Source organism: Massilia horti, assembly GCF_004614195.1.
Classification (GTDB): Bacteria; Pseudomonadota; Gammaproteobacteria; order Burkholderiales; family Burkholderiaceae_D; genus Telluria; species Telluria horti.
The window spans coordinates 43,334-61,047 of the sequence record NZ_SPUM01000107.1 but is presented as its reverse complement, the minus strand read 5'-3'; the positions used below and the strand labels follow the sequence as shown (position 1 = coordinate 61,047).

At 64.9% G+C, this 17,714-nt stretch carries 12 protein-coding genes; 5 read left to right on the top strand and 7 right to left on the bottom strand.

From position 1 onward, the window contains the following. Nucleotides 1-11: 11 nt before the first annotated feature. The 3 genes from lptC to E4O92_RS15675 are packed head-to-tail and all read right to left on the bottom strand — an operon-like array spanning nt 12 to nt 2,152. Nucleotides 12-602, bottom strand: coding sequence for an LPS export ABC transporter periplasmic protein LptC (gene lptC / locus E4O92_RS15685; RefSeq protein ID WP_229483407.1), 591 nt, complete (start codon nt 600-602; stop codon nt 12-14). An 18-nt stretch (nt 603-620) separates the two neighbouring features. Next, entirely contained in the window at nt 621-1,154 is a 534-nt protein-coding gene (locus tag E4O92_RS15680) for a KdsC family phosphatase (protein WP_206076889.1), read from the bottom strand. Next, nucleotides 1,154-2,152, bottom strand: coding sequence for a KpsF/GutQ family sugar-phosphate isomerase (locus E4O92_RS15675; protein ID WP_135190673.1), 999 nt, complete (start codon nt 2,150-2,152; stop codon nt 1,154-1,156). Before E4O92_RS15675 ends, E4O92_RS15680 begins: the two co-directional genes overlap by 1 nt. Nucleotides 2,153-2,271: 119 nt before the next feature. On the opposite strand from E4O92_RS15675, the gene E4O92_RS15670 reads away from it, so the two are divergent. From E4O92_RS15670 to E4O92_RS15660, 3 genes are all read left to right on the top strand, one after another. Beyond that, on the top strand, nt 2,272-4,248 hold the full coding sequence (locus E4O92_RS15670; RefSeq protein WP_135190672.1) for a monovalent cation:proton antiporter family protein: 1,977 nt from the start codon (nt 2,272-2,274) through the stop codon (nt 4,246-4,248). A 295-nt stretch (nt 4,249-4,543) separates the two neighbouring features. Then, nucleotides 4,544-6,088, top strand: coding sequence for a S8 family serine peptidase (locus E4O92_RS15665; RefSeq protein ID WP_135190671.1), 1,545 nt, complete (start codon nt 4,544-4,546; stop codon nt 6,086-6,088). A 444-nt stretch (nt 6,089-6,532) separates the two neighbouring features. Further along, nucleotides 6,533-8,251, top strand: coding sequence for a S8 family peptidase (locus tag E4O92_RS15660; RefSeq protein ID WP_229483405.1), 1,719 nt, complete (start codon nt 6,533-6,535; stop codon nt 8,249-8,251). A 178-nt stretch (nt 8,252-8,429) separates the two neighbouring features. Here the strand turns inward: E4O92_RS15660 and E4O92_RS15655 are convergent, their stop codons facing one another. The 4 genes from E4O92_RS15655 to bla form a co-directional block, all read right to left on the bottom strand. Next, on the bottom strand, nt 8,430-9,548 hold the full coding sequence (locus tag E4O92_RS15655; RefSeq protein WP_135190669.1) for a GGDEF domain-containing protein: 1,119 nt from the start codon (nt 9,546-9,548) through the stop codon (nt 8,430-8,432). Between the two features lie 98 nt (nt 9,549-9,646). Next, nucleotides 9,647-12,085, bottom strand: coding sequence for a sensor domain-containing protein (locus E4O92_RS15650; RefSeq protein WP_167759809.1), 2,439 nt, complete (start codon nt 12,083-12,085; stop codon nt 9,647-9,649). Nucleotides 12,086-12,230: 145 nt separating this feature from the next. Then, on the bottom strand, nt 12,231-13,076 hold the full coding sequence (locus tag E4O92_RS15645) for an MOSC domain-containing protein (RefSeq protein WP_135190667.1): 846 nt from the start codon (nt 13,074-13,076) through the stop codon (nt 12,231-12,233). Nucleotides 13,077-13,205: 129 nt separating this feature from the next. Then, the gene (gene bla / locus E4O92_RS15640; protein WP_135190666.1) at nt 13,206-14,102 is read right to left on the bottom strand and encodes a subclass B3 metallo-beta-lactamase; all 897 of its coding nucleotides are present in this window, start codon (nt 14,100-14,102) and stop codon (nt 13,206-13,208) included. 255 nt (nt 14,103-14,357) lie between these two features. On the opposite strand from bla, the gene E4O92_RS15635 reads away from it, so the two are divergent. Both E4O92_RS15635 and E4O92_RS15630 read left to right on the top strand, forming a co-directional pair. After that, nucleotides 14,358-16,070 carry an AMP-binding protein gene (locus tag E4O92_RS15635; RefSeq protein WP_135190665.1) on the top strand — a complete coding sequence of 571 codons (1,713 nt, stop codon included), beginning with the start codon at nt 14,358-14,360 and terminating at the stop codon, nt 16,068-16,070. Nucleotides 16,071-16,319: 249 nt separating this feature from the next. Further along, entirely contained in the window at nt 16,320-17,543 is a 1,224-nt protein-coding gene (locus E4O92_RS15630; protein ID WP_135190664.1) for a right-handed parallel beta-helix repeat-containing protein, read from the top strand. Nucleotides 17,544-17,714: the final 171 nt, after the last annotated feature.

Below are 17,714 nucleotides of genomic sequence, written 5' to 3'. Positions count from 1 at the left end.
TGGGTTGGCCGTCAGCGCTTGTCGCGCGGCGGGAGCTCGATATGCGACTGGCTGTCCAGGTGCACCTGCTGGGTCGCGTTGTTGGCGACCATTCCGGTGCCGGAGACGCTCATGCCGCCAAGCGTGAGCGTGACGTGTTTGTCGGTCTTCATGATCTCGTCGTCCGGCAGCAAGGTCAGCTCCTCGGTGCGCATGCGCAGCGGCTTGTATTTCGGGGTCTCCGGGCGCACCACGTCGACATCGCCGATCAGGTCCACCTGGTCCTTCGCGTGCAGCACGCGCGCATGGTTGGCGGTCACCGTCATGGGTGGATGCTGAGTCGTCAGGCTGTGCATCACCGGCTTTTCGATCTCCGAGACGTCGTCGACCGGGCGGTGCGTCAGGCGCGCGCCGGACAGCACGTAGCGCGGCTGGCCGTGCTCGGACATGCGCACGAACGAGAAGTTGTCGATGATGTAATCCGGCTCGGTGCTGGCTACGCCGGCCTGCGTCTCTTCGCCGCCGCTCATGACCTGCAGCAGCCAGAAGCTGCCGAAGGCGCACAACAGGCCCATGAGCATCAGGGCCAGCAGCCGGCCACGGTGTGCAGTACGCTTGTTCACGTAGGTCGCCATGGCCTTTCAGCCGAAATAAGGCGCGAGCGCCTGCTCGTAGGTGCCCTGCGCCCGCATCACCATGTCGCACACCTCGCGCACGGCGCCGCGCCCGCCCGGGTTCTTGGTCACGTAGTGCGCGCGGTGCTGCACTTCCGGATGCCCGCTGGGCACCGTGACGGCCAGGCCGACGCGCGTGAACAGCGGCAGGTCGATCACGTCGTCGCCGATGTAGCCGCATTGCTCGGCGCTGACCCCGGTCTTTTCCAGCAGCGCGGCGAACGCCAGGCGTTTGTCGTGCTGGCCCTGGAACACATGGGTGATGCCCAGGTCGGCCGCGCGCTTGACCACGATCGGCGAATTGCGGGCGCTGATGATCGCGGTCTGCACGCCGGTCCTGTTCAGCAGCTGGATACCCAGGCCGTCGAGCACGTAAAAGGTCTTGGTGACCTCGCCTTCCGGCCCGTAGGTCAGGCTGCCGTCGGTCAGCACGCCGTCCACGTCGAAGATCATGACCTTCACGCGCGCGGCCCGCTGGATGTGTTCGAGCTGGGTCACCATCAGATCACCTTGGCGCGGGTCAGGTCGTGGATGTGCAGGGCGCCGACCAGCCGGTCGTCGGCGTCGACCACCAGCATCTGGTTGATGCGGAATTCTTCCATGATCGCGACCGCGTCCACCGCCAGCTGTTCCGGGCGCACCCGGCGCGGGTTCTCGTGCATCACGTCGCGGATGGTCAGCGTGGAAAAATCCTGCACGCGCTCGACCAGGCGGCGCAGGTCGCCGTCGGTGAACACCCCGATCGGGCGACGGTCTTGGTCAACCACGGCGGTCATGCCCATGCCCTTGTGGCTCACCTCCACCAGCGCGCGCGCCAGCGGCACATCCGGCGTCACGCTTGGCACCGCGTCGCCGCTGCGCATCACGTCGCGCACGTGGGTGAGCAGGCGCCGGCCCAGCGCGCCGCCCGGGTGCGAACGCGCGAAGTCGTCTTCCTTGAAGCCGCGCGCGTCCAAGAGCGCCACGGCCAGCGCGTCGCCCATCGCCAGGGTGACGGTGGTGCTGGCGGTCGGCGCCAGGTTCAGCGGGCAGGCCTCCTTGGCCACCGAAATATCCAGGTGCACGTCGGCCAGCTGCGCCAGGCGCGAGCCGGGGCGGCCGGTCATCGCGATCAGGGGCGTGCCCATGCGCTTGACCACCGGCAGGATTTCCATCAGCTCGGACGACTCCCCAGAATTGGAGATGGCGATAAACGCATCCTGGGCCGTGACCATGCCCAGGTCGCCATGGGCCGCCTCGGCAGGATGGACGAACATCGCCGGCGTGCCGGTCGAAGCCAGCGTGGCCGCGATCTTGCGGCCGATATGGCCGGATTTGCCGATGCCCGACACCACCACGCGCCCGGTGCAGGAAAACAGCACCGCGACCGCGCGCGCCACGCCGTCATCATCCCCGATGCGTTCATGCAACGCGCGGATCGCGTCGGCTTCGATCGCGAGCGTCTCGCGCGCCAGTTGCAGCGCGCGCTGGGCTTGGTTGTCGTCGAAACTTTTCAGCATTGTTTTTTCATGGGTTACACTCATGCCTGAAAGTATAAACGAATTGGGAAAGCAAAAAACTTGCCAGTCGTAACAAACATCGCATTAATCCACTCTCTTTCCCTATTCGAAGCGGGCGCATGGTCTCAGGACTTGAACTGACTCTCCTCCTGTTATTCAGCGCCGTACTGGGCGTGGTGGCATTCAGGATGCTGCACCTGCCGCCCATGCTCGGCTATCTTGCCGTGGGCGTGTTGATCGGCCCGCACGCGCTGGCCCTGGCCGAGAATGATACCGCCACCCACGCGCTCGCCGAATTCGGCGTCGTGTTCCTGATGTTCTCGATCGGCCTCGAGTTTTCTCTTGCACAATTGCGCGCGATGCGCCGCATCGTGTTCGGGCTCGGGCTGGCGCAGGTGGTGCTCACGATCGTCGCCACCATGGTCGTGAGCTGGCTGGTCGCGCGCTACCTGCCGCCGGCATGGCATGTCGGCTGGCAGGCCGCGTTCGCGCTGGGCGGTGCGCTGGCGATGTCCTCCACCGCGATCGTGTCCAAGCTGCTGACCGAGCGGCTGGAGCTCTCCAGCGACCATGGACGCCGCATCATCGGCATCCTGCTGTTCCAGGACCTCGCGGTGGTGCCGCTCTTGATCATGATCCCGTCGCTGGCCGAACCGCCGGAACAGCTCGCCGTCACGCTGGGCTGGGCCGCGCTCAAGGCGGCGCTGGTGCTGTTGCTGCTGCTGGTCGTTGGCCAGAAGCTGATGGGCCAGTGGTTCACCTCGGTGGTCAAGCGCCGCTCGCAGGAACTGTTCATGCTCAACGTGCTGCTGGTGACCCTGGGCGCGGCCTGGATCACCGAACGCGCCGGGCTGTCGATGGCGCTGGGCGCGTTCGTGGCCGGCATGCTGATCTCCGAGACCCCGTACAAGCACCAGGTGGAGGAAGACATCAAGCCGTTCCGCGACGTGCTGCTCGGGCTGTTCTTCATCACCATCGGCATGCTGCTCAACCTGAAGCTGGTGATCGCCAACTGGTGGCTGGTGCTGCTCCTCCTGGCGCTGCCGGTGCTGCTCAAGTTCGCGCTGATCGCGCTCCTGGCGCGCGCCTTCGGCTCCTCGCTCGGGGTGGCGCTGCGCACGGGCCTGGCGCTGGCGCAGGCCGGCGAATTCGGCTTCGTGCTGCTCAACCTGGCATCGGGCGCGCGCCTGGTCGAGCCGTTCCTGATGCAGGTGGTGCTGGCCTCGATGGTGCTGTCGATGCTGGTTGCGCCGTTCGTGATCGCCAATTCCGGCTGGATCGCGATGAAGATCGCCGCCAACGAATGGATGCTGCAATCGCTCCAGCTCACCCAGCTCGCCACGCGCACGATGGCGGCGCAAAAGCACGTGATCGTCGCCGGCTTCGGGCGCAGCGGGCAAAGCCTGGCCACGCTGCTGACCGAGGAGAAGCTGCCGTGGCACGCGCTCGACCTGGACCCCGAGCGCGTGCAGGAAGCGCAGGCGGCGGGCGCCAACGTCTCGTACGGCGACGCCGGCCGGCGCGAAGCCCTGGTCGCGGCCGGCATCAACCGCGCCAGCGCGCTGGTGATCAGCTTTGCCGATACGCGCGCCGCGCTCAAGGTGCTCAGCCTGGTGCACGAGCTGGCGCCGCGCCTGCCGGTGATCGTGCGGGCGCACGACGACACCGAACTGGACGTGCTCAAGAAGGCCGGCGCCACCGAGGTGGTGCCCGAAGCACTGGAGAGCAGCCTGATGCTGGCCTCGCATGCGCTGGTGGTGATGGGGGTGCCGTTGCGGCGCGTGGTGCACCGGGTGCAGGCCGCGCGCGACGAGCGCTACGCTTCGCTGCGCGGCCACTTCCTGGGCACCAGCGACATCCGCGACGACCACACCTACATCCGGCTGCACTCCGTGATGCTGCGCGACGACGCGAGCTCGATCGGGCATCGCCTGCTCGATCTGGAGCTGGACGACCTGGGAGCGGAAGTGACCACCATCAGGCGCGGCAACGAACGCATCGAACCCAAGCCCGAGATCGAGCTGCTGCTGGGCGACGTGGTGGTGCTGCGCGGGTCGGAGGACGCGGTCAACCGCGCCGAAGAGCGGCTGTTGTAGCAACAGGCAGGCCGGTGCAATGCCGGCCCTGCCGCTTCTCGTTCCAATCGCCGGATTGCGCCGCGTTTGGCATCCCGCACTTTGATTCCCACAAGCTTCGTTTTTCGGTGGACGAGATCGCTCCGCCATTGCCGGTCTTCACCAAACACCCGATTTTTTTGCGAAGACTGATCAAAAAACCACAAGTACACGGACGCTTCGATTTAGGCTCAAAAGTCCGCTTCGAGACGGGCGGTCAGGCACAGCCGGACCGACAACGACAGTTCAGGCCCCTTCTCCAGCGAAAGGAAAAACCATGAAATCGAGGCGTATCCTGAGTTTCACTGTTTTGAAGCTGTGCGTTGCGGCTGTCGTCGCCGTCGGTTCGGCCGCTCCGCAAGCGATTGCGGACATGGCGCCCGCCCAGCAGACCGTGCAGCAAACCGACCGCCTGATCGTCAAGTACAAGGATTCCATCCCGGCCGGCAAGGAGGCGGCCAAAGTGGCGCCAATCAGTGACACGCGCCAGGCGATGATCGACCGCTCCGGCCAGCAGTTCGGCGTAAGGTTGCAGGTACTGCACAGCATCGCCACCGGCGCCCATGTCTTCAAGCTGGACCGGAAGATGCCCCTGGACCAGGTGCGGGCGCTGGCGGCCGACCTGATGGCGCGCGATCCTCAAGTGGAGTATGCCGAGCCGGATCGGATCATGAAGGCGCTCTTCATACCAAACGACCCGCTCTTCGACGAGCAGTGGCACTACTTCGAGCCCATTGGCGGCCTTGACTTGCCCGCGGCCTGGGACACGTCGACCGGCGACGGCATCAACGTCGCCGTGGTCGACACCGGCTACCGCCCCCATGTGGACCTGGCTGGCCAGATCCTGCAAGGCTACGATTTCATCTCCGACCCTTTCATGGCCAATGACGGCGGCGGCCGCGACAGCGACGCGACCGACCCCGGCGACTGGACGCTCGCGGGCCAATGCGGCCCCGGCGCGCCGGCACAAGACCAGAACTCGAGCTGGCACGGCACCCACGTGACCGGCACGATCGCGGCGCTGACCAACAACAGCATCGGCGTGGCCGGCGTGGCATTCGACGCCAAGATCGTCCCGGTGCGCGTACTGGGCAGGTGCGGCGGCTACACGTCCGACATCGCCGACGGCATCATCTGGGCCTCGGGCGGCACGGTCAGCGGCGTGCCGGCCAATGCCAACACGGCGCAGGTGATCAACATGTCGCTCGGCGGCAGCGGCCCCTGCGACAGCACGACCCAGAACGCGATCAACAGCGCGCTTTCGCGCAGCACGATCGTGGTGGTCGCGGCAGGCAACTCGAACGCCGACGCCAGCAACACCACCCCGGCCAGCTGCGCCGGGGTGATCACCGTGGGGGCCACCAATCGCTCGGGCAGCAAGGCCTCGTACTCGAACTTCGGGGTGATGGTTGCCTTGGCCGCGCCGGGCGGCGACAGCGGGACCGGCGAGGGCGTGCTGTCCACGTTCAATACTGGCCTGACGACGCCGGGTGCGGACACCTATGCCTTCGACATCGGCACCTCGATGGCCACGCCGCACGTGTCCGGCACGGTCGCGCTGATGCTGTCGGTCAATCCGTACCTGAATCCGGCCGAGGTTGCGAGCCTGCTCAAGAGCAGCGCCCGCCCCTTCCCGGGCACCTGCTACCAATGCGGCGCCGGCATCGTCGATGCGGCGGCGGCAGTGGCGGCCGTGACGAGCACGCTGCCCCCTACCCGGAACGAGGTTGAGCCGAACAACAGCATGGCGACCGCCAACAGCGTGACGGCCAGCGGCACCGTCGTGTACGGCACCCGACCGCCCCCGAGTCCGGGGCCGTAGCATGCCGTAGGGGGCGCGGGGCCGCCGAGGACCTGTGCGCACCCTACGATGAGCCGCGCTGTTTTTTCGACAAACGCCGATTATTGCGGCCTCGCTTGCCATCTTCACCAGTCAATCAGGCAACCTGATTTCTAATGCCGCAACTATCGTTTTCAAATGACAATGGACGGTGGAAAAGATCGTTCAGTGACTGCCGAGCTTGACCGAACAAACGATTTTTTTTGCGAACACTGATCAAAAAACGACAGGAAATTTCCGACTTCGATTTACGCTGATCAGCCCGCTTCGAGACGGGCGATCCGACACCGGATCGATAACGACAGTTCGGGCCTCACGGCCTGCGGAAAATCGAAAGGAAATCACATGCAATCAAGGCATTCCCTGAGTTTCACTGTTTTGAAGCTGTGCGTTGCGGCTGTCATCGGCGCTGGTTCGGCCACGGCAATGGCGGCAGTTGCCGACGCTGCGCCCGCGCAGCAGTTCGTGCTGCACACCGACCGCATGATCGTCAAGTACAAGGACTCGGTCCCCGCCGGCAAAGGGCCGGCCAAGGCGGCGGCGATCAGCGCCGCGCGCCAGGCGATCATCGACCGCGCCGGCCAGCAGTTCGGCATGAAGATGCAGGTACTGCACAGCATCGCCACCGGTGCCCATGTCTTCAAGCTGAATCAAACGATGTCGCTGGACCAGGCGAAGGCGCTGGCGGCCGAATTGATGATGCGCGACCCATCGGTGGAGTATGCCGAGCCGGACCGGATCATGACGCCGCTCTTCATCCCGAACGACACGCGCTACGGCGAGCAATGGCACTACTTCGAAGCCACGGGCGGCCTGAACCTGCCGCCGGCATGGGACAAGTCGACCGGCACCGGCATCAAGGTGGCCGTGATCGACACCGGCTACCGGCCGCACGCGGACCTGTCCGGCCAGATCCTGCCGGGCTACGATTTCATCTCCGACCTCGCCGTGGCCAATGACGGCAACGGCCGCGACAGCGATGCGTCCGACCCGGGCGACGGGGTGAACGCGGGCGAATGCGGCGCCGGCTCTTCGGCCTCGAATTCGAGCTGGCACGGCACCCACGTGGCCGGCACGATCGCGGCGCTGACCAACAACAGCACCGGCGTGGCCGGGGTGGCATTCAACGCCAAGATCGTCCCGGTGCGCGTGCTGGGCAAGTGCGGCGGCTACACCTCCGACATCGCCGACGGCATCATCTGGGCCTCGGGCGGCACGGTCAGCGGGGTGCCGGCCAATGCCAACAAGGCGCAGGTGATCAACATGTCGCTCGGCGGCAGCGGCGCCTGCGACACCACGACGCAGAACGCGATCAACGGCGCGCGTTCGCGCGGCACGGTGGTCGTGGTCGCGGCCGGCAACTCGAACGTCAACGCCAGCAACGCCAGCCCGGCCAACTGCGCCGGCGTGATCACCGTGGCGGCCACCAACCGCTCGGGCAGCAAGGCGTCGTATTCGAACTATGGCTCGGTGGTGGCCGTGGCCGCGCCGGGCGGCGACAGCGGGACCGGCAACGGCATCCTGTCCACCCTCAACGCGGGCCTGAAGGCGCCGGGTGCGGACAGCTATGCCTCGTACATGGGCACCTCCATGGCGACGCCGCACGTCGCCGGCACGGTCGCGCTGATGTTGGCGGTCAATCCGAGCCTGACGCCGGATGAGGTTGCGAGCAAGCTCAAGAGCAGCGCGCGGCCCTTCCCGGGCACCTGCAGCCAATGCGGCGCCGGCATCGTCGATGCGGCCGCTGCTGTGGCGGCCGCGACGGGAGGATCGGGGTCGACCTATAACGAGGTCGAGCCGAACAACACGATGGGGACCGCCAACAGCGTGACCACCAGCGGCACGGTCGTGAACGGCAACATGGGCAGCACCACCGACACCGACTACTTCCTGGTCCAGCTGCCGGCCGGGAAGACCCTGACCTCGACGCTGACGCCGGGCTCGAGCACCGCCGACTACGACCTGTACATCTACAACAGCGCCGGCACACTGGTGACGAGCAGCACCAACGGCGCGGGAGCGGTCGATTCCACGGCGGTCATCAACAATGGCACCACCAGTGCGTCCGCCTACATCCGCGTGGTGTACTACAGCGGCGGCACCGGGTCGACGAGCGGCAAGTACACGCTCAAGCTTGTCTGGTAATCGGTGCGCTGACAGCACCCCTGGCATGCGAAAAGGCCGCGAGTGATCGCGGCCTTTTTTCGTTCAAAGCCGGCGGTATGCAAACGTACCGCGTGCGCACCTGTGCGCACGCGGTCAACGCACGCGATCCGCCGGCGCCCGTCATGTGCGTTCACGCATGCAAATGACGGAACCCGCATCAGGTACTGGCCACCACCCGATTACGCCCGCTCTCCTTGGCCTGATACAGCGCCGAATCGGCCTGCGCCACCAGCGCCTGGGCCACGCCCTCGATCGCGTGGTCGCGCTCGAAATCGTCCAATGTGGCGACCCCAATCGACACCGACACCGACACCAGCTCCCCGCTGGCCAGCTGGACCGGCGCGTTGGCCACGCTGGCGCGAATCCGGTTCGCCACCCGGCTCGCGCTGTCGAGGTCTGCATCGATCAGCAGCACCACGAACTCTTCGCCGCCGAAACGCGCCAGCGCGTCCGACATGCGCAGCTCGGCCTTGATGCGCGCGGCGACTTCGCGCAGCACGTCGTCCCCGCCCTGGTGCCCGACCGTGTCGTTGACCTGCTTGAAGTGGTCGATGTCGATGTACATGCACGAGACGCGGTACTGCTGGCGCCGCGCCCGTGCGATCTCTTCGACCAGCCGGCGGTCGATGTAGCGCCGGTTGTACACGCCTGTGAGCGCGTCGGTCAGCCCGATGTACTTGAGCATCTCGTTGCTGATCACGTTCTCCAGGCAGATCGCGATGATCGAGGCCATGTGTTCGATAAAATCGGTGCCCAGCGCCGGCGTGAAGCGCGCGGGATCAAGGCTGCCCAGGTTCAGGCTGCCGATCAGGCGCTTGTTGCGCAGCAGCGGCACCAGCGCCACGCTCTGCAGTCCTTGGGGCGGATGCGGAAACGCGGCGCGATGCGTGGCGGGCGCGAACGGCCCCAGGCGCGGCCGGGGCACGTCACTTGGTCCCCGCTCGAAGTCGAGATCGTCCGCGCTCGCGCAAAACAGCAGGCCCGGGAACGCGTCGAACTGGACGCCCAGCTTGAGCATGACGGTATGGATGTCGGCGTCCGGGTCGACCAGCGACAGCGTGACGGTGTCCAGCTCGGAGATCACCGGCAGCGTGCGCAGGATCGTGCCGACCAGCTCCTCGAAGGTGGCGGCGGCGACGATCTGCAGGTCGAACGCCTGGTGGCGGCGCATGATCTCATGGTTGTATTCGGCCTGTGCCGCCATCTGGGCCATGCGTGCGCGCAGGCTTTCATTCTCCGCCATCAGTTGCCGGGTCGCCGTGTCCACGTTGTCCATACATTCCCTTTCAACAAGAAATGCAAATGTAGCCGATCTTGCATCTATTGAAAATCGGCTATTGAACAAATGTGGGGGAAAACCGCTGGACGGCGGAGTCAATGGGCTGCGCCGTAGCGCCGTGCGAACTCGTCGATACTCACCGGCATGCCCAGCAAATAGCCCTGGAAGCGGTCGCAGCCGCCCTGGCGCAGCAGTTCGCGCTGCGCCTCCTGCTCCACGCCCTCGGCCACCACCTGCAGGCCGAGCTTGCGCGCCAGCGTGATGATGACCTCGACAATCGCCGCCGCGTTGGGGTCGCGCAGGATGTCGTGCACGAAGGACTGGTCGATCTTGAGCGTTTCGAGCGGAAAGCGCTTCAGGTAGCTGAGCGAGGAGTAGCCGGTGCCGAAGTCGTCGATCGAAAAATGGATGCCGGCCTGCTTGAGCCGGTTCATCTTCTCGATCACGTCCTCGATGTTCTCGGCCAGCAGGCTCTCCGTCAGTTCCAGGCTCAGCCGGGACGGGTCGGCCCCGGTGTCGGCGATCACCGCCAGCGTGTCGGCCGCGAAGCGCGGCGTGCGCACCTGCTGGGCGCTGACGTTGACCGACAGCGGGATCGTGCCGAGCACCGGGTCGTCGGCCCACGCCGCGAGGCGGCGGCAGCTCTCGCCCAGGACCCAGCGCCCGACCGGCACCATCAGCCCGGTCGCCTCGGCGGTGGCGACGAACTCCGCCGGCGCGACCAGCCCGCGCTGCGGGTGCTGCCAGCGCAGCAGGACCTCGCCGCCGACCAGCCGGCCGGCTGCGTCGAACTGGGGCTGGCAGAACAGGCGGAACTCGTGGCGCAGCAGGCCTTCGCGCAGGTCGTGCTCGAGCTCGTAGCGCTGGTCGATCGTCGCCTGCATGATCGGATCGAAAAAGCGCAGCGTGTTGCGCCCCGCCGCCTTGGCCTGGTACATCGCCACGTCGGCCTGCTTGAGCAGCGCCTCGACGCCTTCGCTGTGGCCGTCGAACAGGGTGATCCCGATGGTGGCCGTGCTGCGGTAGGCGCGTCCGGGCAGGGCGTAGTCCTCGGCGCACACCGCCAGCACCTTGTGCCCGACCAGGTCCGCCTCGGCGGCGGCGGTCTTCATGTCGGTGCCCAGCTCGTCGAGCACGATCACGAATTCGTCGCCGCCCAGGCGCGCCACGTAGTCGCCCTCGCGCACCGTGTGGCGCAGGCGGTGCGCGGCTTGGCGCAGCAGCAGGTCGCCCACGTCGTGGCCCATCGTGTCGTTCAGGAGCTTGAAGTTGTCCAGGTCGATGAACAGCAGCGCGCCGATCTGGCCGTTGCGCGTGCTGCGGCTGAGCAGCTTGTGCAGCTCCTCCATCAGGAAGCGCCGGTTCGGCAGCCCGGTCAGGTAGTCGAAGTAGGCCAGCTGGTGGATCCGGGATTCGGCCGCCTTGCGTTCGGTCAGGTCGGTGTTGGTGCCCGACACGCGCACCGCCTTGCCGTGCGCGTCGCGCTGTATGTGCCCGCGCAAAAGCACCGGCACGTAATGCCCGTCCTTGTGCTGCAGCCGCAGCTCGAACTCGTACGCCGACTTTTCGCCGACCAGCGCGCGCTCGAACGTTTCCAGCACCCGCGACTGGTCTTCCGGATGGGTCAGGCGCAGCCACAGCCACTCGTCGGCGGGCAGCTCGTTTTCGGCGCGGCCCACCATCTGCCACCAGCGCGGCGCATAGTACAGCTCGCCGGTAGTAAGGTTCCAGTCCCACGACGCGTCGTTGGAACCCTGCAGGATCAGGCGCAACCGTTCCTCCGACTTTTGCAGCGACTCCTCGGTGCGTTTGAGTTCGGTGCAATCGGTAAAGCACACCACCACCTCGCTCAACTGCCCGTTCTCGCACACGTGATAGGTATTGCACAGCGCCCAGAGCTTCCCCTGCGGCTCGCCATGCTCGACGCCGATAACCAGGTTGGACAGGTTGCGCTTGCTGGCGATGGTGCGGCACACCGGTTGCTCGGCCACCTGCATCGGGGAATTATCCTTGCGGATGAAGCGCCAGGCAGGATCATCCGCGCCGCGTCCGATCATTTGCTCGACGTTCGTGCCCAGCCATTGCGCCGCCACGTGGTTGGCGGCCAGGATCTTCGTATCCGGGCCGTGGACGACGACGCCCGCCGGCAGGTGCTCGAACAGGTCGTGGAAACGCCTGCTGGTTTCCTTGAGCTCGACCTCGGCACGGTCGGCGCCGGTGATGTCGCGCATGACGACGACGAACTGGCGCGGCGCGCCCGCCTCGTCACGCACCGGTACCAGGCACAATTCCGCAACGAACTGCTCAGCGTGCAGGGTGCCGCAAAACTCCTTGCCGGCCGCTATCGCCTCGCGCACGCCTGCCAGGCAGGCAAACTCGGCGCGGTGCATGTCGTAGAACGCGGACAACGGCTTGCCGACCACCTCGTCGACAGGGTGCCCGATCAGGCTGACGAAGGCGGCATTGGCGAAGCGGATGTTCTCGTCCGTGCCGAGAATGGCGACGCCAGGCGCGACCGAGGTGCGGGCAAGCACTCCGCTTTCCGTCTCTGCCGTTGCCACACTTTGCTCCGCCATCCGCGCCTCACTGCCATGCCCTGTCCGACAACTAGTTCAGCTAAAGGTCTTTTACTCCCGGCGAGCGTGCGATGTCAAACGCAGCCGCGCAAACATGCGCGGTTCAGAATGCAAGGGTGACGTCAAGTTCCTGGCCGGTGCGCAGAACAGCGCCCGCACCGCAGCTGACGATCACGTTCATGCCAAAGCAGATGCCGCCGTCCAATTGCGGCTTGGCGCGGTAGCTCTGGAGGATGTCGAGCGGATCAGGGCCGGGCTCGCCGGTGGCCTGGTCGATCGCCGGAATCGGGCAGCGCGCGCATGGCTTGACCGGCCTGAGCGCGAGGTCGCCGGCCTGGAACGCCTCGACGTAGTCCTCCTCGTAGGCGTCGATGCCATCGACCACGAGATTGGGGCGGAAGCGGTTCATCGGCAGCGTGCTACGCCCGGCCGCGACCAGGCGCGCGTTCAGGTCGGTCAGCGAGGCCGCGCCGATCAGCAACATCGGATAACCGTCCGCAAAACGCGTCTGCGCGGGCACGCCGCCGGTCCATTTGGTGCTGGTCGGGCGCACCACCTGCGGGCGGAAGCGCACCAGCCGGCAACGCGTGCCGATGGCCTGCGAGAACCAGGCCGCGGCGGCATCGCCGCAGTCCGCGGCGTCGACCGTATCGTCCCAGACGCGTACGGTCTTGACCGGTCCGGAGTAGTGTTGGTCGATGGGCAGCGCCAGTGGCGCCATGCCTGGCGCGGCCACTGTCAAAGTATTGCCTTCGATGTGCGGCACCACCAGCGCCATGCGCGGCAATTCGCGCTGGGTCAGGAACTGGCCATCCTCCGTGACCAGCATCCATTCGCGGTCGTGCACGCCCTGCGCGGACAGGCCGCTGATGTTCGCAACCGCTTCGTCCACGGCGATGCCGCCGCAGGATTTGATGGGGTACAGGATGAGTTGGGACAGGACGGCCATACGCGTGATCCGATCTCAAAAGCCAAAGTATGGCATCGAATATAAGGTTTTCGCATGCGCTTGATTCGGCCAGACCCGCATTGACTTCGTCGTTCCCGGGCAGGCGGAAACGACGATTTGTGGGGGTACTTAATGCGCGGCAGCCTTCTCGCGCCGTTCCTTGTCCAGCCGGGTGGCCAGTGCCTTGCCCGCGGCGTCTGCGTAGGCACGGCAACCGCCCGGAGTCACGAAGGTATTGTTGGCCGGGGTCCGGGCCGCCAGCTTCTCGAAGGTCTGCGTGAACGACGGATGGGTCGAGACGATGACGTCACACGGCAGGTTGCGCACCTTGTCGATGGTGGCCAGGAACGACTTCGAGATGTCGGGATGCGTGGCGTCCCCGGTGAAATGGAAATCATCCGATGACACCGCCGTCAGGCTTTCGGCATAGACCATGTCGGCGCATTTGCCCTTCTCGCATGAGCTCCAGGTCCAGGTGGTGCCGCCGGGCGTGTGGCCGGGAGTCAGGTGCATGGTCAGCTTGAGCGGGCCGACGTCCAGGGTTTCACCGTCCGCCACCACCTTGACCTTGGCAATCTTGGGAAAGCGCGTGCCGTCCGGCTCGAACTGCGGATCGTCCTCGATGTTGGTACCCAGCTGCATGCCTTTGGCGCTGGCGGCACTGCCCGCGACTACCGCACCGCTGGCGCGCTGCAGGGCCGCGATGCCGCCGGCATGGTCGAAGTGCGCGTGCGAATTGACGATCAGCTTGACGTCCTGGATGCGAAACCCGAGCGCCGCGATGTTCTTCTCGATCAGCGGCGCCGATTGCGGCAAGCCGCCGTCGAGCAGGATGTGTCCTTGCGGACCGGTGACCAGCAGCGCGGACAGGCCGGCGGTGCCGACATACCAGGTGTTGCCATACACATTGAACGGAGCCTGTGGGCGGTTCCAGTCGTCGCACGACTGGCAGTGAATGGAAGAATCCTGTGCCGCGCTAACGGATGCCAGCGCCAGCAGTGTGAAGGCAAGACTCAGCTTTTTCATTGTTTTCCTTGTCGATAGGGGAAACGCCGGCACGCGCTGGCGCCGTCGGCAATTCTATACCGCAAGCCCGGCAAACCGGCAGGCAGACGCGCTGCGGTGCATACCGTGTGTCCATATCCGCACTCTGATCTAAATCAAGATCACGCGGCGACATGGGGCGCATCGTGGGATGAGTCGTCGCAGACCGAGGGGGAATCCAAAGCGTGCTACAGCCGATCTGCGCGCAATGTAAGTCATGCCGTAGAGAGGCCATCCATGGAGAAGATTTGGCTTAAAAGCTATCCGCCGGGGGTGCCAGCCGAGGTGGACCTGGACCGGTTCAATTCGCTCAGCGACCTGCTCGCGTGGATTGCCGACCGCTTTCCATCGCAAGACGCGTTTTCCAATCAGGGATCGACCCTGAGCTGGGAACGCCTCGATACCCTCGCGCGCCAGTTCGCCGCCTACCTGCACAAGATCGGGCTGCGCAAGGGCGACCGCATCGCGATCATGCTGCCCAACCTGCTGCAATACCCGGTTGGGCTGTTCGGCGCACTGCGCGCCGGGTGCGTGGTGGTGAACGTCAATCCACAATACACCGCGCAAGAGTTGCAATATCAGCTGAACGACTCTGGCGCCAGCGCGATCCTGATTCTGGACAATTTTGCCCATACGCTGGAACGGGTCCTTGACTCGACCCCGGTGCGCCACGTGATCACAACCCGTGTTGCCGACATGCTCGAGTTCCCGCGCGCGACGCTGGTCAACATCTCGGTCAAGCGCGTCCGCTACACCGCGCCGCGCTGGAACATCAGCGGGGCGGTCACGCTGGCCGAGGCGCTGCGCGAAGGCGAGAACGTGACGCCGCCCGACCCCAAGCTTGGCCCGGAGGACACCGCATTCCTGCAGTACACGGGCGGCACCACTGGCATGCCGAAGGGTGCGATCCTCACTCACCGTAATCTGGTGGCGAACATCGAGCAGACCGCCGCCTGGGTGGGTGGCGCGCTGGTCGCGGGCCGCGAGACAGCGGTCGTGCCGCTGCCGCTGTACCATATCTTCGCGTTGACGGTGATGCTGATGTTCTGCCGCCTCGGCGCACACGTCGTGCTGATCACCAATCCGCGCGACGTCCCGTCGCTGGTCAGGGAACTGAAGCAGATTCATTTTTCCGCGCTGATCGGCTTGAACACGCTGTTCGACGGCCTGCTTAATGCGCGCGACATCAACACGGTCGACACCAGTGCCCTCAAGATCGCGATAGCCGGCGGCCTGGCGCTGCAGCGTTCGGTGGCCGAGCGCTGGCAGGCCCGGTTCGGTGTGCCGATCATCGAAGGCTACGGCCTGACTGAAGCGGCGCCGATCGTGTGTGCCAATCCGCTCAACCTGCAGACCTACTCGGGCAGCATCGGGCTGCCCTTGCCGTCGACCGATGTCGCTCTGCTGGACGACGAGGGCGACGAAGTGCCGCTCGGCGAGGTCGGGGAAATCTGCGTACGCGGCCCGCAGGTCATGAAGGGCTACTGGAACATGCCGGACGAGACGGCGCTGGCATTCACCGATGACGGCTGGCTGCGCAGCGGCGACATGGGCTACATGATGGACGATGGCTACATTAAACTGGTCGACAGCAAGAAGGATGTGATCGTCGTCTCCGGCTACAAGGTATTTCCGAAAGAGATCGAGGACGTGGTCGCGCTGCATCCCGGCGTGTTCGAAGTGGCGGCGATCCGCGCGCCCGACGAGCAATCGGACGAAGCGGTGAAGATTGTCGTCGTCAAGCGCGACCCGACGCTGTCGGCCGAGCAGCTGATCGAGCACTGCAAGAAGAACCTGCCCCTTTCCAAGGTGCCGAAATACGTGCGCTTCAGCAGCGTGCCACTGCCCAAGTCGAGCATCGGCAAAATTCTGCGGCGGGTGGTCATGGAAGACGAATCGCAGCTTGCCAAAACACAGCAGAACGCATCGGCGCGCAAGGCGTCGCGCTAGTTCCCCTGTCTGATTTCCTATCCCGACCGGTCCTCCAGCCATCCCAGGCTTGGCCCGGTTGCGGCCCTTTCGGCCCCCAAGCGCGACGTTCCGTTACATCCGGTGAACATCTTGCGCGCACATTGCGATTCCGTTGAGCCGCGCTAATTTCTTTCACGTATTCTTCAAGGTTTCGGTGTGTCACCACACACACCGTCTTACCCTGAAGAGACACACTTGACGTTCCAATCATCTTGCCTGACGAGCCGGATGCTATCTGCCCTGCTTTGTGCAACCGCTCTTGCCGCCTGCGGTGGCGACAATTCCCCCGCTGCCAACGCCACGCCCGCACGGAGTGCACCTGCTGTTCAAATTTGTCCCGGACAAAGCGCCGATCAAACAGGCCAGGTGTCCGCATCAAAGGCCATCCAGGCCTGCATCGACCAGCGCGGGCCGGGCGGCAGTCTGGCGCTCCCGGCGGGCACGTACCTGATGACCTCCCAATTGAAGATCGTCTTTCCATTTACCCTGCAAACGCAAGGCCTGTCGGGATCGACGCAAACCTGCACCGCGGGCGCGAATTGCGCCACGCTGAAGGCAGCCCCGGCATTCTCGGAGCGCTTCGGCATTATCTTTGTAGGCGGCGCTGGAAGTATCGATCACTTTGTACTCGATCATGTGACCCTGGATGGCAACCGCGCGGCCCGGCTGACTGGTAAAGCACGCGACGGTTGTATCTCGGGCGACAATAGGTACGGATTCAACGCAACCGTACAGAACTGCAGCTCATGCAAAATGGTCTATTCCGCTTCGATCAATGCACTTTGCGGAACAGGCATGAACTGGGCTGGGAATTTCGCGACGATCGAGAACAATATCTTCGCGAATAATGGCGATCATGACGCGCCATCGTTGTGGTCCGATGGTTTGTCAGTGGAGATGGCCAATGATTCGTCCATCCAAAACAACCGCCTGACCGATAACAGCGACGTGGGCCTGATTTCGTTCGGCGCGGCGCGCTCGACCATTGCAGGGAACGTGATCGCCCAAGCCAACGCCGAGGCGTTTGCAGGCTTGATGCTCGATTCGCTGAACACGGGCGACTTCAGCGATACGCAGATCGCCCACAACACTGTCAGCTGCTCCCCGGGCAAATGCTTCTTTGGGATCAATATCGGCCCGCGTCCCTGGTATCCAGAAAATAAACCGGTGTTCGGCGGTAGTCTCAAAGGGAACACCATCACCGGCGGCACGATTGGCCTGAATGTCAGCGGCACGATGGATGGCACCCAGCGGATGTACGTTGGCGACAATAATCTGCTCGGCTCCTATCCCAATGACCAGGTAGCGTGCCGCAAGGCCGGTACATTGGTGCGATCCGCTTTTTCGCGCGATCCCGATCTGGCGCAATCAGCAATTTCGCTCGGCACCAACTACCTGAACCACGTTCCGATCGATCCCGTCCTGCAGTCGACAGATCATTGCATCAACTGATGTCGTTCGTAAAACGGCTTTACCCATTCCCACAAGTGCTTTTACAATACGGACTCATCATCTATCACTGAGGTATTCGTCCCATGCGCCATTGATGCCGCCGTCGACATGACGGCCAGTCTCCACCGGTCCCGCTCGAAAAGGCGGAGTTCTTGGCATCTTTGGAATCAA

What these genes read in the sequence shown, in the direction of transcription:
- E4O92_RS15680 (WP_206076889.1), bottom strand. Translation starts at nt 1,154, where the DNA reads ATGGTGACCCAGCTCGAACACATCCAGCGGGCCGCGCGCGTGAAGGTC.
- E4O92_RS15675 (WP_135190673.1), bottom strand. Translation starts at nt 2,152, where the DNA reads ATGCTGAAAAGTTTCGACGACAACCAAGCCCAGCGCGCGCTGCAACTG.
- E4O92_RS15670 (WP_135190672.1), top strand. Translation starts at nt 2,272, where the DNA reads ATGGTCTCAGGACTTGAACTGACTCTCCTCCTGTTATTCAGCGCCGTA.
- E4O92_RS15665 (WP_135190671.1), top strand. Translation starts at nt 4,544, where the DNA reads ATGAAATCGAGGCGTATCCTGAGTTTCACTGTTTTGAAGCTGTGCGTT.
- E4O92_RS15660 (WP_229483405.1), top strand. Translation starts at nt 6,533, where the DNA reads ATGGCGGCAGTTGCCGACGCTGCGCCCGCGCAGCAGTTCGTGCTGCAC.
- E4O92_RS15655 (WP_135190669.1), bottom strand. Translation starts at nt 9,548, where the DNA reads ATGGACAACGTGGACACGGCGACCCGGCAACTGATGGCGGAGAATGAA.
- E4O92_RS15645 (WP_135190667.1), bottom strand. Translation starts at nt 13,076, where the DNA reads ATGGCCGTCCTGTCCCAACTCATCCTGTACCCCATCAAATCCTGCGGC.
- bla (WP_135190666.1), bottom strand. Translation starts at nt 14,102, where the DNA reads ATGAAAAAGCTGAGTCTTGCCTTCACACTGCTGGCGCTGGCATCCGTT.
- E4O92_RS15635 (WP_135190665.1), top strand. Translation starts at nt 14,358, where the DNA reads ATGGAGAAGATTTGGCTTAAAAGCTATCCGCCGGGGGTGCCAGCCGAG.
- E4O92_RS15630 (WP_135190664.1), top strand. Translation starts at nt 16,320, where the DNA reads ATGCTATCTGCCCTGCTTTGTGCAACCGCTCTTGCCGCCTGCGGTGGC.